This is a genomic window from Kitasatospora sp. NPDC022856, from assembly GCF_055561235.1.
In genome coordinates, this window is the sequence record NZ_JBVHHE010000024.1 from 1 (window position 1) to 14,164 (window position 14,164).

General features: G+C 74.5%; 11 protein-coding genes and 1 pseudogene. 4 read left to right on the forward strand and 8 right to left on the reverse strand.

All coding sequences use genetic code 11. From position 1 onward, the window contains the following. The first annotated feature begins 706 nt into the window (after positions 1 to 706). From ACZ34W_RS26860 to ACZ34W_RS26875, 4 genes are all read left to right on the forward strand, one after another. Positions 707 to 1,660, forward strand: coding sequence for a carbohydrate ABC transporter permease (locus ACZ34W_RS26860; protein ID WP_396487148.1), 954 nt, complete (start codon positions 707 to 709; stop codon positions 1,658 to 1,660). Beyond that, complete coding sequence (locus ACZ34W_RS26865; protein ID WP_329491603.1) at positions 1,657 to 2,553, forward strand: carbohydrate ABC transporter permease; 897 nt, start codon at positions 1,657 to 1,659, stop codon at positions 2,551 to 2,553. Before ACZ34W_RS26860 ends, ACZ34W_RS26865 begins: the two co-directional genes overlap by 4 nt. A 56-nt stretch (positions 2,554 to 2,609) precedes the next feature. Next, the gene (locus ACZ34W_RS26870) at positions 2,610 to 3,950 is read left to right on the forward strand and encodes an ABC transporter substrate-binding protein (protein WP_465607704.1); all 1,341 of its coding nucleotides are present in this window, start codon (positions 2,610 to 2,612) and stop codon (positions 3,948 to 3,950) included. 136 nt (positions 3,951 to 4,086) lie between these two features. Beyond that, positions 4,087 to 5,838: a glycoside hydrolase family 35 protein gene (locus tag ACZ34W_RS26875; protein ID WP_465607835.1), complete on the forward strand. Its 1,752-nt coding sequence runs from the start codon at positions 4,087 to 4,089 to the stop codon at positions 5,836 to 5,838. An 85-nt stretch (positions 5,839 to 5,923) separates the two neighbouring features. Here the strand turns inward: ACZ34W_RS26875 and ACZ34W_RS26880 are convergent, their stop codons facing one another. From ACZ34W_RS26880 to ACZ34W_RS26915, 8 genes and pseudogenes are all read right to left on the reverse strand, one after another. Next, positions 5,924 to 7,237, reverse strand: a complete 1,314-nt coding sequence (locus ACZ34W_RS26880) for a cryptochrome/photolyase family protein (RefSeq protein ID WP_465607706.1) — start codon at positions 7,235 to 7,237, stop codon at positions 5,924 to 5,926. Beyond that, entirely contained in the window at positions 7,234 to 8,094 is an 861-nt protein-coding gene (locus ACZ34W_RS26885) for a DUF1295 domain-containing protein (RefSeq protein WP_329491599.1), read from the reverse strand. The genes ACZ34W_RS26880 and ACZ34W_RS26885 overlap by 4 nt, the downstream gene beginning before the upstream one ends. Further along, entirely contained in the window at positions 8,091 to 9,377 is a 1,287-nt protein-coding gene (locus ACZ34W_RS26890) for a class I SAM-dependent methyltransferase (RefSeq protein WP_465607708.1), read from the reverse strand. Before ACZ34W_RS26890 ends, ACZ34W_RS26885 begins: the two co-directional genes overlap by 4 nt. Next, the gene (locus ACZ34W_RS26895; RefSeq protein WP_465607710.1) at positions 9,374 to 10,174 is read right to left on the reverse strand and encodes a DUF1365 domain-containing protein; all 801 of its coding nucleotides are present in this window, start codon (positions 10,172 to 10,174) and stop codon (positions 9,374 to 9,376) included. The genes ACZ34W_RS26890 and ACZ34W_RS26895 overlap by 4 nt, the downstream gene beginning before the upstream one ends. Continuing rightward, a complete protein-coding gene (locus ACZ34W_RS26900; protein WP_329492389.1) occupies positions 10,171 to 11,499 on the reverse strand; it encodes an NAD(P)/FAD-dependent oxidoreductase in 1,329 nt (442 codons plus the stop codon). The genes ACZ34W_RS26895 and ACZ34W_RS26900 overlap by 4 nt, the downstream gene beginning before the upstream one ends. 269 nt (positions 11,500 to 11,768) lie before the next feature. After that, positions 11,769 to 12,818, reverse strand: coding sequence for a MerR family transcriptional regulator (locus ACZ34W_RS26905; RefSeq protein WP_465607837.1), 1,050 nt, complete (start codon positions 12,816 to 12,818; stop codon positions 11,769 to 11,771). Beyond that, complete coding sequence (locus ACZ34W_RS26910; RefSeq protein WP_329492387.1) at positions 12,812 to 13,030, reverse strand: DUF6480 family protein; 219 nt, start codon at positions 13,028 to 13,030, stop codon at positions 12,812 to 12,814. The genes ACZ34W_RS26905 and ACZ34W_RS26910 overlap by 7 nt, the downstream gene beginning before the upstream one ends. Positions 13,031 to 13,457: 427 nt before the next feature. Continuing rightward, a pseudogene (locus tag ACZ34W_RS26915) lies at positions 13,458 to 14,159 on the reverse strand (sigma-70 family RNA polymerase sigma factor); the annotation flags it as partial. Positions 14,160 to 14,164 lie beyond the last annotated feature (5 nt).

The following is a 14,164-nucleotide window of genomic DNA, read 5'->3' on the forward strand; positions in this document are numbered from 1 at the left end:
GAGATCTTCCCGGAGACCGGCGCCACCGAGGCGTCGCCCGACTTCACGGACTCCTGACCGGTCGAACAGGCGGTGGCCAGGCCCAGGGTGAGGAGGAGACCGGCGGCGCCGGCGGCCCGGCTGGTGGGACGGAACATGGGGACGCTCCTTAGCGCGGGTACCGGGTCGGTGCCCGCACGGTGGTGTGGGGGGGGAGGGGGCGGGGCCGCGAACGGCCCAGCGGGTGCAGCGGCGGTGGCGCGACGGGGCGCCACCGGGAAAGCAGGCAAAGACGGCGAGGCGATATCAGCAATAACGCTCAGAACTCAACATGTTCAAACGTGTTGGAACAATGACACTCGCCGCCCGTGCGGGCGTCAAGCTGGTAAACCGACTGATACGCGGTCGTAATCTTCTTCACCCCGCGCCGACACCTCCCCGGGGCGGAATCCGGTGGGCCGACAGCCCTCCGACAGGCACCCCCGAAGGGGGCGGCGAACCGGCCACCCTGGCCACCGGCACCCCTCCTGACCAGGGTGGACATCCGCCCACCGGGCAGGTGTCGACTCCCCCGGGCCGACCGCACGCACCAGCCGCCGCAGGCCCGGTGGCGGTTCATCACGAAGCCGCATCACGCCGGGACAGGCCCTTGACTCCCCCGCCATCAGCGGTCAAGACTCAACGCCAGCTTCATGTTGGCGTAAACATCGGCCGTGAAGGGCACCCCGTGAGCACGTCGCAACTCCCCGCCCCACCCGCCCCCGTCGTCCGGCCCCCGGGCCGGCCCCGTCCACAGCTGCGTTCGAGCCGGCGCGGTCACGGGTCCTTCGGCTATGTCTTCTTCGCCCCGTTCCTGATCGTGTTCGTGATCGGCATCGCGGCCCCCCTGGGCTACGCCGCCTACCTGAGCTTCTTCCAGGACCGGCTGGTCGGCGGCAACGTCTTCGTCGGGTTCGACAACTACACCCGCGCCCTGGGGGACGAGCTCTTCCGGACCGGGCTGTGGCGGGTCACCCTCTTCCTGGTCGTCCAGGTCCCGCTAATGCTGCTGCTCGCCCTGCTGGCGGCGCTGGCCATCGACAGCGGACGGCTGCGCTGGCCAGGGCTGTTCCGGATCGGCATCTTCGTCCCGTACGCCGTCCCGGCCGTCGTGGCCTCGCTGATGTGGGGCTACCTGTACGGCGACCGCTTCGGGCTGATCCACCAGATCGGCGACGCCCTGCACACCGACGTGCCCCGCCTGCTCGGCGGCACGTGGATGCTCGCCTCCATCGGCAACGTCGTGACCTGGGAGTACGTGGGCTACAACATGCTCATCCTGTACGCGGCCCTGCGGACCGTGCCGCAGGAGCTCTACGAGGCCGCCGAGGTCGACGGCGCGGGCGCGATCCGTACGGCCTGGAGCATCAAACTCCCCGCGCTGCGGCCCGCGCTGGCCCTGGCCACCGTCTTCTCGATCATCGGGACCTTCCAGCTCTTCAACGAGCCGAACGTCCTGCAGTCCCTCGCCCCGGACGTCATCTCCACCAGCTACACGCCCAACATGTACGCCTACAACCTGGCCTTCAACGGCCAGCAGTTCAACTACTCGGCGGCCGTCGCCGTGCTCCTGGGCGGAGTGACCGCAGTGGTCGCCTACGCCGTGCAGGCCCGGTCGATGCGAAAGGAACAGAGCCTGTGAGCGCGAACACCACCAGCGGCCGGGCGGGGCGGGGGCGCAGGCGTTCCAGCACGGCGCTCACCGTGGCCATGGGCCTGATGCTGGTCTACGCCCTGCTGCCGCTGCTGTGGCTGCTGATGTCCAGCACGAAGGACACCGGCTCGCTGACCACCGGGTTCGGGCTCTGGTTCGGCCGCGACTTCCACTTCTTCGACAACATCCACGCCGTCCTGACCTACGACCACGGCATCTACCTGCGCTGGTTCGCCAACACCCTGCTGTACGCCGTCGTGGGCGCGGGCGGAGCCGCCTTCATCTCCACCGCGGCCGGCTACGCCCTGGCCAAGTACCGCTTCCGGGGCCGCACCGCGCTGGCCGCGATCGTCCTGGGCGCCGTCGCGATCCCCGGGACCGCGCTGGCCGTGCCGACCTACCTGCTGTTCAGCAAGGTCGGCATCGTGGACACCCCCTGGGCCGTCCTGCTGCCCTCCCTGGCCAGCCCGTTCGGCGTCTACCTGATGCGGGTCTACGCCCTCGGCGCCGTCCCGGACTCGATGCTGGAGGCCGCCCGCATCGACGGGTCCGGCGAGCTGCGCACCTTCTTCACCATCTCGCTGCGCCTGCTCGCGCCCGGATTCGTCACGGTGCTGCTGTTCTCCCTCGTGGCGACCTGGAACAACTACTTCCTGCCCCTGATCGTGCTCAGCGACCCGCAGTGGTTCCCCCTCACCGTCGGCCTCAACCAGTGGAACTCGCTGGCGACCGGCGCGGCCGGCAGCGGTGCCACCACCACCGGCTTCTACCCGCTCGTCATCACCGGCAGCGTGCTGGCGATCGTCCCGCTCGTCGTCGCCTTCCTGTTCCTCCAGCGGTTCTGGCAGTCCGGCCTGGCCGCCGGCAGCGTCAAGGAATGACGCCCCCCGCTCCCACCCCGCCCACCCCACCCCACCTCCCGGCAAGGAAACCCGCCATGACCCCTGCGCACTCCACCCCGCGCCGCAGACTGCTCGCGCTCGTGCCCGCCGCCGCGCTGGCCCTGACCCTGACCGCCTGCAGCTCCTCGGGCGGCGGCGAGGCCACGCCCGCCGACCCGGCGAAGGCCCTGGACACGCCCACCACGCTCACTTTCTGGACGTGGGCCCCCAACATGGACAAGACGGTCGCGCTCTTCGAGCAGAAGTACCCGAAGATCAAGGTCGACATCGTCAACGCCGGCCAGTCGGCGACCGAGTACACCAAGCTCCAGACCGCCGTGAAGGCCGGCAGCGGCGGCCCCGACGTCGCCCAGGTCGAGTACTTCGCGCTGCCCGAACTCGCCCTGTCCAAGCGGCTGGTGAACCTCAAGGACTACGGCGCCGCCGCCCTGGAGAGCAAGTTCGCGGCCTCCGCCTGGTCTCAGGTGGCCATCGCCGACGGCGTCTACGCCATCCCGCAGGACACCGGCCCGATGGCGATGTTCTACAACAAGAAGATCCTCGACGAGCTGAAGATCGACCCCCCCAAGACCTGGGCCGAGTTCGAGGCCGCGGCCGTCAAGATCAAGGCGTCCGACCCGAAGCGGTTCATCACCTCAATCGACCCCGGCGACGCCGGCGGCGTGGACAGCCTGATCTGGCAGGCCGGCGGCCGCCCGTTCCAGCAGACCGACTCCACCTCGGTCACCGTCAAGCTCCAGGACGCCGGCGCCAAGAAGACCGCCGACCTGTGGACCTCCCTGATCAACCGCAAGCTCGTCGACACCGCCCCGGGGTGGACCAACGAGTGGTGGCAGTCGATGGGCAGCGGCCAGTACGCCATGTGGATCATCGGCGCCTGGGCCCCCGGCAACATCGCCTCCACCATCCCGGACACCGCGGCCGACTGGCGCGCCGCGCCCATCCCGCAGTGGAGCGCGAGCGAGAACGTCTCCTCCGAGAACGGCGGCTCCTCCGTCGCGGTGACCAGCAGCAGCAAGAACAAGGCCGCCGCCGCGGCCTTCGCGATCTGGCTGAACTCCGATCCGCAGGCCGTCCGTTCGCTCTCCGCCAACGGCCTCTTCCCGGCGACCAACGAGCTGCTCAAGGACCCGGCCTTCCTCGACCAGCCGGTGCAGGGCCTCGGCGGCCAGAAGGCCAACCAGGTCTTCGCCGACTCCTCCGCCGCCGTCGCCAAGGGCTGGCAGTACCTGCCCTACCAGCTGTACGCCAACTCGGTCTTCAAGGACACCGTCGGCCCGAACATCTCGACCGACATCAACACCGGCCTGAGCGCCTGGCAGAAGCGCATCACCGACTACGGCAACCAGCAGGGCTTCAAGGTCACCGCGCCGTGACCCGCCGCCGGCGCGGGCGTCCCGGGCGGTCCACCGCCCGCGCCCGCGCCGGCCGGTGACGAACCCGCCCGGACCGGCCGACCGGACCTCGCCGACCGGTCCGCGCACCCACCTCTCCCAGGAGCAGCAGCACACCATGCCCGTCCTGCAGATCCACGACGAGGGGTTCACCCTCGACGGCCAGCCGCTGCGGATCATCTCCGGCGGCCTCCACTACTTCCGCGTCCACCCGGGCCACTGGGCCGACCGCCTGCGCAAGGCCCGCCTGATGGGCCTCAACACGGTGGAGACCTACGTCCCCTGGAACCTCCACCAGCCGCGCCCGGACGAGTTCCGCCTCGACGCCGGGCTGGACCTGCCGGCCTTCCTCGACCTGGCCGCCGCCGAGGGGCTGCACGTCCTGCTCCGCCCCGGCCCCTACATCTGCGCGGAGTGGGAGGGCGGCGGGCTGCCGTCCTGGCTCCTCGCCGACCCCGACATCCTGCTGCGCAGCCAGGACCCGCGCTACCTCGCCGCGGTGGAGGACTTCTTCGAGCGGCTGCTGACGCCGCTGCGCCGGCACCTGTCGACCAACGGCGGCCCGGTGCTGGCCGTGCAGGTCGAGAACGAGTTCGGCGCCTACGACGGCGACACCGCCCACCTGGCGCACCTCGCCGCCACGCTGCGCCGCTGCGGCGTCGACGTGCCGCTGTTCACCTGCGACCAGCCCGGCGACGTCGTCCGCGGCGCCCTGCCCGGGACCCTGGCCACGGCCAACTTCGGCAGCCGCTCCGCGCAGGGCCTGGCCACCCTGCGCGCCCACCAGAGCACCGGCCCGTTGATGAGCACCGAGTTCTGGATCGGCTGGTTCGACCGCTGGGGCGGCCACCACGTGGTCCGCGACCCCGCCCAGGCCGCCGAGGAGCTGGACACCGTGCTGGCCACCGGCGCCTCCGTCAACCTGTACATGTTCCACGGCGGCACCAGCTTCGGGTTCACCAACGGCGCCAACGACAAGCACACCTACCGGCCCACCGTCACCTCCTACGACTACGACGCCCCGCTGGACGAGGCCGGTGACCCCACCGAGAAGTACGAGGCCTTCCGCCAGGTCATCGCCAAGTACGCCCCCGTGCCGGCCGAGCCGGTGCCCGCGCGGGCACCGAAGATCGGTCCCCTCACCGTCGAACTGACCTCCTGCGCACCGCTGTTCGCCAACCTGCCGGCGCTGGGCGAGGCGGTGCGGGCCGAACGGCCGCTCACCATGGAGCAGCTCGGCCAGGACTTCGGTTTCGTCCTCTACGAGACCGTCCTGCCCGCCGCGGGGCCGGTCCTGCTGGAGGCGGAGACGGTGCGGGACCGGGCCCAGGTGTTCGTGGACGGCCAGCCGGTCGGGGTGCTGGAGCGCGAGCGGCACGAGCGGGCGATCGCGTTCACCGCGCCGCGCGCGGGCGCCGTGCTGAGCCTGCTGGTGGAGAACCAGGGCCGGGTCAACTACGGCCCGGGCATCCACGACCGCAAGGGCCTGCTGGGCCGGGTGCTGCTGGACGGCGCCGAGGCGGCCGGCTGGACCAGCCGGCCGCTGCCGCTGAGCAGCCTCGACGCGCTGCCCTTCACCGAGGACGCGGGCACCCAGGTCGGTCCGGCCTTCCACCGCGGCACCGTGCGGCTGGCCGAGGCCGGCGACACCTTCGTCCACCTGCCGGGCTGGACGAAGGGCAACGTCTGGGTCAACGGCTTCCACCTCGGCCGTTACTGGTCGCGCGGGCCGCAGCGCTCGCTGTTCGTGCCCGGCCCCGTCCTGCGCCCGGGGGCGAACGAGATCACCGTGCTGGAACTGCACGCCGCCCACCGCGCGCGCACCGTGGAGCTGCGCGAGCACGCCGACCTCGGGCCGACCGAGGAGTAGGGCGCGACCGGACCGCGGCGGTGGGTGGTGGGCCGGCGGGCCCACCACCCACCGCCGTTGGCGTGGCCGGCACGTGCGCCCGGGGTCAGGAGCGCCCGTGCCGGAACCGCGCGGTCAGGGCCTCCGGCTCGATGATCGGCGGCGGGTATCCGTCGTCCAGGAGCCAAGGCCGGTGGACCAGCGGGCCGGGGAGGTGGGCGAGTTCGGGCACCCACCGGCGGACGTAGTCGCCGTCGGGGTCGTAACGGTCGGCCTGGCGCAGCGGGTTGAGGACCCGGTTGGGGCGGGTGTCGGTACCGGTGCCCGCGACCCACTGCCAGTTGAGCTGGTTGTTGGCGACGTCGCCGTCGACGAGCAGGGACAGGAAGTGGGCGGCGCCGATGCGCCAGTCGAGGTAGAGGCTCTTGGTGAGGAAGCTCGCCGTCAGGAGGCGGGCGCGGTTGTGCATCCAGCCCTCGTGGGCGAGTTGGCGCATTCCGGCGTCGATGATCGGGTAGCCGGTGCGGCCCCGGCGCCACGCCTCGGCCTCGCGCTCGTCGTGGTGCCAGTGGTCGTCCCGGGTGCGGTAGTCGCGGTGCGCGGCCTCGGGGCGGGCGGCGAGCACCTGGTGGTGGAAGTCGCGCCAGGCGAGCTGCCGGACGAACGCCCGTGCGCCGGGGCCGTCGTGCCGCAGGGCGTCGGTGGCGAGTTCGGTCGGGGACAGGCAGCCGAAGTGCAGGTACGGGGAGAGCCGGGAGGTGTCGTCGGCGGCGAGGTCGTCGTGCAGGTCGGCGTAGCCGTCGACGTCCCAGTCCCGCCGGCGCCGGCGGGCCGCCGTCTCGCCGCCGGGCGGCAGGGCGGGTGAGCTCGGACGGGCGGCGGGGAGGTCCTCGCCGCGGACGTGCTCCGGGGTGGCGAGCCGGCGGGGTGCGGCCAGCACGGTCCGCCGGGGTGCCTCCAGCCAGGCGCGGTGGTACGGGGTGAAGACCGTGTAGTGGTCGCGCCCGGCCGGGGTGACGCGGCCGGGCGGGACGACGGTCAGGGACGCGTCGTGGACGTGCAGGCGGTCGTCGAGGAGCTTGCGCAGCCGTGCCTCGCGCCGGTGCGCGAAGCCGCTCACGCCCGCGGCGACGTGCACGGTGGCGGCCCCGGTCTCGGCGGCCACGCGGGCCGCCTGCTCGGCCGGGTCGCCCGTGCGCAGGACGAGCCGGGAGCCGGCGGCGCGCAGGGAGGCGTCGAGGTCGGCGAGGCAGTCGGCGAGGAACGCCTGCCGGTTGGGGGCGGCGAACCGCGCGGCCGCGACGGCGGGGTCGAGCACGAACAGCGGGACGACCTGGTCGGCCGCGGTGTGCGCGGCGTGCAGCACGGGGTTGTCGTGCAGGCGCAGGTCCTGGGTGAACAGGGCGATCGAGACGGTCATCGGGGGGACCTCGGGGACGACGGGGGCTGGGGGGTGCGGGGAGTTCGGGGTTCCCGCGGGGTCCGGCGGGGCGGCAGGGGCAGGAAGCCGCTGGTGCGGGCCGCGTACTCGGCCCAGCCGGGGCGGTGCGCGCCCATCCGGCGTTCCAGCATCGGCTTGCCGCTGCCGAAGGCCAGCAGGTAGGTCATCAGGAGCGGACTGAGGACGAACGCCGCGCCGGCCGGCGTGTCGGCGGCGAGCAGGAACAGGCCCCACCACACGCAGGCGTCGCCGAAGTAGTTCGGGTGGCGGGTGTAGCGCCAGAGCCCGCGGTCCATGACCGCGCCCCGGTTGCCGGGGTCGGCCTTGAACCGGGCGAGCTGCCGGTCGCCGACCGCCTCGAAGAACACGCCGACCGCCCAGAGCGCGGTGCCCGCCCAGGCGAGCGCGCCCGGTGGCCGGTCGGTGTACTGGGCGGCCAGGACCGGTAGCGCGACGAACCACACCAGGGCGGCCTGGAGCAGGTAGACGATCCGCAGCGCGTACCGCGTGCGGGCCGGGCCCTCGGGGGCGCGGGAGAGCATCGCGGCGTAGCGGGGGTCCTCGGGCGCTCCCCGGGCGCGCCACCAGAGGTGGGCGGACAGGCGCAGGCCCCACACCAGGACGAGCGCGGTCGCGAGCAGCCGGCGGCCGTCGTCCCCGTGCCCGGCCGACAGCGCGTACCCGGTGAGCGCCACCGCGGCGAACGCCAGGCCCCAGGCGACGTCCACACCCCGGTGGCGGCCGGTCCGCACGCCCACCGCGAACGCGACGAGCAGGACGACGAGGGCCGCGGCGGCGGTCGCCGCGAGGCCGAGGACGAAGGCTCCGGTGTTCACGTCGCCCCCTCCGCACGGGTCAGCAGCAGCTGGTGGACATCGAGGTACCCGGTGCGGAACCCGGCTTCGGAGTAGGCGAGGTACAGCTCCCACATCCGCCGGAACACCTCGTCGAAGCCGAGGGACTCGACCTCCTCGGGCCGTTCGCAGAAGCGCTCGCGCCACAGCCGCAGGGTCTCGGCGTAGTGCGGCCCGAACGCGTCGGTGCCGGTCACCCGCAGCCGGGTGTGGCGGGCGGCGGTCTCGGTCATCGCCCGCACGGACGGGATCCGGCCGCCGGGGAACACGTACTTGAGGATCCAGGTGTGGCTGCGGCTGCCGGCGAGCATGCGGTCGTGCGGCATGGTGATCGCCTGGAGGGCGACCCGGCCGCCGGGGGCGAGGACCCGGTCGAGCACGGTGAAGTAGTCCGGCCAGAACGGGCGTCCGACGGCCTCGATCATCTCGACGCTGACGACGGCGTCGTACTCGCCCTCCGCGGTGCGGTAGTCGCAGAGCCGGACCTCGGCCCGGTCCTGCTGTCCGGCCTCGGCGATCCGCCGCCGGGCGAGGGCGAGTTGCTCCTCGGAGAGGGTCAGGCTGACGACGCGGGCGCCCCGGGCGGCGGCACGCAGGGCGAGTTCGCCCCAGCCGGTGCCGATCTCCAGCAGCCGGGTACCGGGGCCGACGTCCGCGAGGTCGAGCAGCCGGTCGATCTTGCGGTGCTGGGCGGCGGACAGTTCCTCCCGGGTGGCGGTCGGCCGACGGTCCGGTCCGGCGGCGAAGAGCGCCGAGGAGTAGGTCATCGTCGGGTCGAGGAACAGGGCGAACAGGTCGTTGGACAGGTCGTAGTGCCGGCGGACGTTGCTCCGGGCGTTCGCCGCGGTGGGCAGTTCCGCCGCCGGCGGGCGCCGGACGTAGAAGCGGCGCAGCCAGCGCGCGCCGGCCGGGACGAGGGTCTCGGGGGCGCTGGCCAGTGCGGTGAGCAGGGCGACCAGGTCGGGGCTGTCCCAGTCGCCGGCCTGGTAGGACTCGCCGAAGCCGATCAGGCCGCTCTCGCCGAGGCGGTGGAGGAAGGCCCGCGGGTGGTGCAGGCGCAGCACCGGCGCGCCGGGCGGGGCGGGGCGCAGGGCCCGGCCGCCGGGGAGTTCGACGAGCAGGCCGCGCCGCGCGGCGACCCGGCGCAGCAGGCGTCCGGCGACGGCCGCGCGCAGCGGCACGTGCGGCACCCTGGCGACGTCCGGCCAGCGGGCGGGATCGACGACGGGCGTCGGCCTCGCCGTCGGGGGAACCGTGGTCGTCATGGGGCGGGCACCTCTTCCGTGGGCTCTTCCGTGGGCGTGGACCGCTCTGCGCACCGGTCCGGGCCGGCGGTCGGGCGGGGGTGGACGGGCAGGCCGCTCAGCCAGAGGCGGACGCCCCGGTAGCGGATGTGGAGGCTGACGGCCCAGGTGGCGAGCGGGTGGGCGAGCGCGGCACGCAGCAGGGCGGCGGGGCCGGCCGGGCGGCCGGTGCCGCGGACGGTGGCCGTGAAGGCGCGGCCGCCGCCGCGGTCCAGGTGGACGGTCAGGGCCAGCCGCTCCCCCGGCTCCGGCAGCACCATCCGGTAGCGTCCGTCGACCGGGAAGAACGGTGAGACGTAGAAGTCCTTGGGGGTCTCGGCACGGCCGCCGGGATCGGGCGGCAGCAGGTAGCGGTGGCGGCCGCCGTAGGTGTTGTGGACCTCGACGACCGTGCAGAGCGGGTGGCCCGCACCGTCGCGGCACCAGTACACGGTCAGCGGGTTGAACACGTGCCCGAGCGACCGCGCCTGGGTGAGCATCAGGATCCGGCCCTCGCCGAGCCGTACGCCGTGCTCGGCCAGGTACCGGTCGATGTCCTGACGGATCGTCAACTCTCGTGTACCCCGGTCGATCCGATGGTCCCGCGAGCGGAAGGAGGCCAGCGGACGCAGCGGCCACGGCACCCGGGGGAGGCGGTCCGGGTCGACCAGCCACAGGTAGCCGCGGTGGCGGAACGGCGGCCTGGGCGGATCTGTGCGCACATGGGTGGTGAGGGTGTCGTAGAGGACCGCGCCCCAGGGCCCGGGCGGGGTGGTCACGGCGCGCCCACCCCCAGCAGCGACCGGGCCGCCTCGACCCCGGAGCGGCAGCCGTCCTCGTGGAAGCCCCAGCCGTGGTAGGCGCCGGCGAACGCGGTGCGGGCCGTGGCGAGTTCGGGCAGCCGGCGCTGCGCGGCGAGGGTGCCCGCGGTGTAGACCGGGTGCTCGTAGACGGTGCGGGAGACCACCAGGTGCTCCGGGACGGGCTGGTCCCGGTCCTCGTTGAGGGTGACCAGGTAGTCGTCGTCGGCGTCCAGCCGCAGCAGCCGGTTGAGGTGGTAGCTGACCCGTACCCGGTCCGAGGGGGCGGTGCAGTGGGGCATCCGGTAGTTCCACGAGGCGCGGGCCCACCGGGCGGTGGGCAGCACGGAGGGGTCGCGGTGCAGCACGGTCGGGTTGCGCGAGTAGGTGAAGGCGCTGAGGATCTCCAGCTCCGCGTCGGTCGGATCGGCGAGCAGGTGCAGCGCCTGGTCGGCGTGGGTGGCGACGACGACGGCGTCGGCCTCGGTCCGGTGTCCGTCCGCGGTGACGACGCTGACCCCGTCCGGGTGCCGGCGCACCGCCCGGACCGGGGCGGACCGGCGGACGGTGGTGAGCCGCTCGGCGATCCTCTCCACGTACGTGCGGGAGCCGCCGACGACGGTCCGCCAGGCCGGCGCGCCGGTCACCCCGAGCAGGCCGTGGTTGTCGAGGAACGTGAACAGGTACCGCGCCGGGTAGTCGCCCGCCAGGTCGGGGGCGCAGGACCACACCGCGGAGACCACCGGGGTCATGAAGTGGCTCACGAAGTACGGGGAGAAGGCCTCGGCGGTGAGGAAGTCACGCAGGCTGGGGTCGCCGGCGGCCGGGTCGGCGAGCAGGCGGCGGGCCCGCCGGTGGAAGCGCGGCACCTCGGTGAGCATCCGCAGGTACCGGCCGCGCGTCAGGGCGTCGGGCCTGGCCAGCAGGCCGGCCGGTCCGCGCGCGCCCGCGTACTCCAGACCGCACCCGTCGCAGCGCACGGACATGCTCATCTCGGTGTCCTGGGTGCGCACCCCGAGTTCGGCGAAGAGCCGCAGCAGGTGGGGGTAGGTCCGGGTGTTGTGGACCAGGAAGCCGGTGTCCAGGGCCAGCACCCGCCCGTCCCGCGCGGTCGCCCGCTGGGTGTGGGCGTGGCCGCCGAGGCGCCCGTCGGCCTCGAACAGCTCGACCTCCGTCCCGGCGCGGGACAGCTCGTACGCCGCGGTGAGTCCGGCCACGCCGGACCCCACCACGGCCACCCGGCGCGGACGCGCGCCGCCGTCGCCGCGGGCGGGGGCCCGCGAGGTGGAGACGATGCCGAACATGGTCACGAGAGCCCCTCCCGACGGGGCCGCGGCGCGGCCCGCTTTGTCGTTGCACCGGATCTTCGGAGCCGACCCGGTCCTCGGATTGGCCCGGCTCGTGGATTGGCCCGGCTCGTGGATCCCGGCTCGTGGAGCGGCCCGGCGTCGGGCGGCGGGGCTCGTACGCACCGCACACCGTGGCCGACGGGCGTCCGGCACACCGGGCGGGACCGGCGCGGATCCGGCGGGGGCCCGGCGCGGCCGGGAACCGGCCCGCCGGGCGGCGGAGGTCAGCCCGTGAGCGCCTGTTCGAGGAGGTCCACGGCGCTCGCGAGGGTGCGGGGGCAGGCGGCTCCGGCCGGGGGCAGGGCGCGGGCCCAGCCGGGGCCGGCGGCCACCACCAGGGCCCGGGTGCGGGAGCCGCGCGGGCCCCACATGCTGCCGCTCACCCGGCGCAGCAGCTCGGGGTCGGCGGTGTGCCGGTCCTGGGACCAGATCATCACGGCGCCCGGGCCGATCCGGTGGACGGCGTCGAGCAGGGCCCGGAAGGGGACGGCCGCCCCCAGCATCCGGAAGGGCAGGCCGCGCTCGGTGAGCGCCGCGGCCGTCGCCTCCAGCGGGAGGGTGTGCTGCTCGCCGGGCACCGCCGCGAGGACGACGGGCGGCACCGGCCGGGTCGGGCCGGTCTCCACGGCCACGCCGCGCAGGACGCTGGAGACGTGCCAGGAGAGCAGGTGCTCGACCTCGACGTACTGCTCGCCGTCGGCCGCCCACTTGCGGCCCGCGGCCCGCAGGGCGGGCATCATGACCTCCGTCCACGCCTCGACCACCCCCAGTGCGACGACCGCGTCGCGCAGGATCCCGGCGACCTCGGGTGCGTCCAGCCGGACCGCCGCCCGGGCCAGGCCGCGGCACTCGGGGCGTACCGTCCCGACCCGCAGGGCACGGCTGCCGCCCGGGTCGCGGCGGGCCGGGATGTCATCCGGCCGCTCCGTTCCGGGCGGCCGGCCGGCGGGTGGCGGTGCGTCGTGGAGCTCGGCGCGGCGCTCGGCCAGGGCGGCCCGGGCCGCCTCGCCCGGCGGAACTCCGCGGGCCGTGAGGCGGCACATGGCCTCCAGGACCGCGATGTCCTGCCGGCTCCAGCGGCGATGGCGCCCGGCCGCGCGGTCGGCCGGGCCGATGCCGTAGCGGCGTTCCCACGAGCGGACCGTGGTCGGCGACACGCCGAGGCGGCGGGCGACTCCGCCGGTGGGCAGCCCCGCGTCCTCGGGGGCGTCCGGTGGGCCCGCCCGGCCACCGCCCCACGGGCCGGCGCCGTGCTCGACGGGCAGGGTCACCATCCCCCGATCCTCCCCACCGCGAAGCCGACGCAGCAGACCACCAGCACGGTGATCACCAGGAGGGGGATCCAGCCGGGCCAGGCCGTGTGCAGCTCGGTCGACTCCGGGGTGGAGATGCCCGCGCAGGTCGACGACTCGCACTCGGGCGTCTCGGTGGGCGGGCTCGCGGGCACGGGGCGTTCGTGCGCGGGGGTGCGGTGGTCGAGAGTCATGATGTCCTCCCGCTGGTGGGACGGTGCGTGGGCCTGCGTCGGAGCGCTGCCGCCCCGGGCATCGGGTAGGTGCTCGCGTGCGCGTAGGGGCTCGCGTGGTCAACCGTATACGCGGCCGCGGACGCCCGGTGGCGACGGCCACCGACGGTGGCCCGTCGTCAGAAGTGACGCTTCCATGCTCTCCCGCACGGCACCCCGCCGCCCGGCGCAGCGTTCCCGCACCGTTGTGCGCGGCCGGAGCCGGCGGGCCCGCCGGCGGGCGCGGGCGGATCCCTGCCGGCGCGGCGCCGCGGCCCGCTTCCGGCGATCGCGGGCCGCTCCCGGCCGGTGACCGGCCCGGGCGGCCGGTGCCGGGGGACGGCTGGGCCGGCACTCCCGCCGGGCGCGCTCCGCCCCGGTCCGGCCGTGCGAACGCGGCCCGGAGCCGGGTCAGACCGTCGCGGATCCGGGTCTTGACGGTGCCCAGCGGCACCTCCAGCCGGTGCGCGATCTCGCGCTGCGAGTACCCGCCGAAGTAGGCCAGCACCACCGCCTCGCGCTGGACGCCGCTCAGACCCGCGAGTGCCGACCGGACCCGCAGCCGGTCAAGCGAGCGGACGGCCTGTTCGTCCGGCGGGTCGGCCTCCGTGGGCTCCCGGCGGGCGAGGCTCCGGTCGCGCTCGGTGGCCGCCCGGGCGGCGCGGGCGCGGTCCACGGCCCGGTGGTGCGCGATGGTCAGCACCCACGTCAGCACCGACCCGCGCTCGGGCCGGTAGGCCGCGGCCGTGCGCCACACTTCGAACAGGACCTCCTGGGCGACCTCCTCGGCGTGGGCCGGATCGCGCAGCGTCCGCAGCGCGGTTCCGTACACCGGCCCGGCGACCGCGCGGTACAGCTGCTCGAACGCCGCCTCGTCGCCGCGCGCCGAGCGGGCCAGGAGCCGTGGCAGGTCGGCGCCGGCCGGCGCCGCCCGCTGGAGGGGGACGCCGACACGGGTCCGCGTGGGTGGGGTCACGTCTCCACGCTGCAGCGATTCCGCTCCATCGGCCCAGTCGAATCGTTTGTGCAGCGTTTTGTGCGCGCGCCGCCCGGGGTCGGCGCCGCGTCGCCGACCGTGCCCGGGAGGACACCGAGAGGACACCGGGAGCACGTCGG

Excerpts from the sequence above, each read along its gene's own strand:
- ACZ34W_RS26870 (WP_465607704.1), top strand. The coding sequence starts at position 2,610 with ATGACCCCTGCGCACTCCACCCCGCGCCGCAGACTGCTCGCGCTCGTG.
- ACZ34W_RS26875 (WP_465607835.1), top strand. The coding sequence starts at position 4,087 with ATGCCCGTCCTGCAGATCCACGACGAGGGGTTCACCCTCGACGGCCAG.
- ACZ34W_RS26880 (WP_465607706.1), bottom strand. The coding sequence starts at position 7,237 with ATGACCGTCTCGATCGCCCTGTTCACCCAGGACCTGCGCCTGCACGAC.
- ACZ34W_RS26890 (WP_465607708.1), bottom strand. The coding sequence starts at position 9,377 with ATGACGACCACGGTTCCCCCGACGGCGAGGCCGACGCCCGTCGTCGAT.
- ACZ34W_RS26900 (WP_329492389.1), bottom strand. The coding sequence starts at position 11,499 with ATGTTCGGCATCGTCTCCACCTCGCGGGCCCCCGCCCGCGGCGACGGC.
- ACZ34W_RS26905 (WP_465607837.1), bottom strand. The coding sequence starts at position 12,818 with ATGGTGACCCTGCCCGTCGAGCACGGCGCCGGCCCGTGGGGCGGTGGC.
- ACZ34W_RS26910 (WP_329492387.1), bottom strand. The coding sequence starts at position 13,030 with ATGACTCTCGACCACCGCACCCCCGCGCACGAACGCCCCGTGCCCGCG.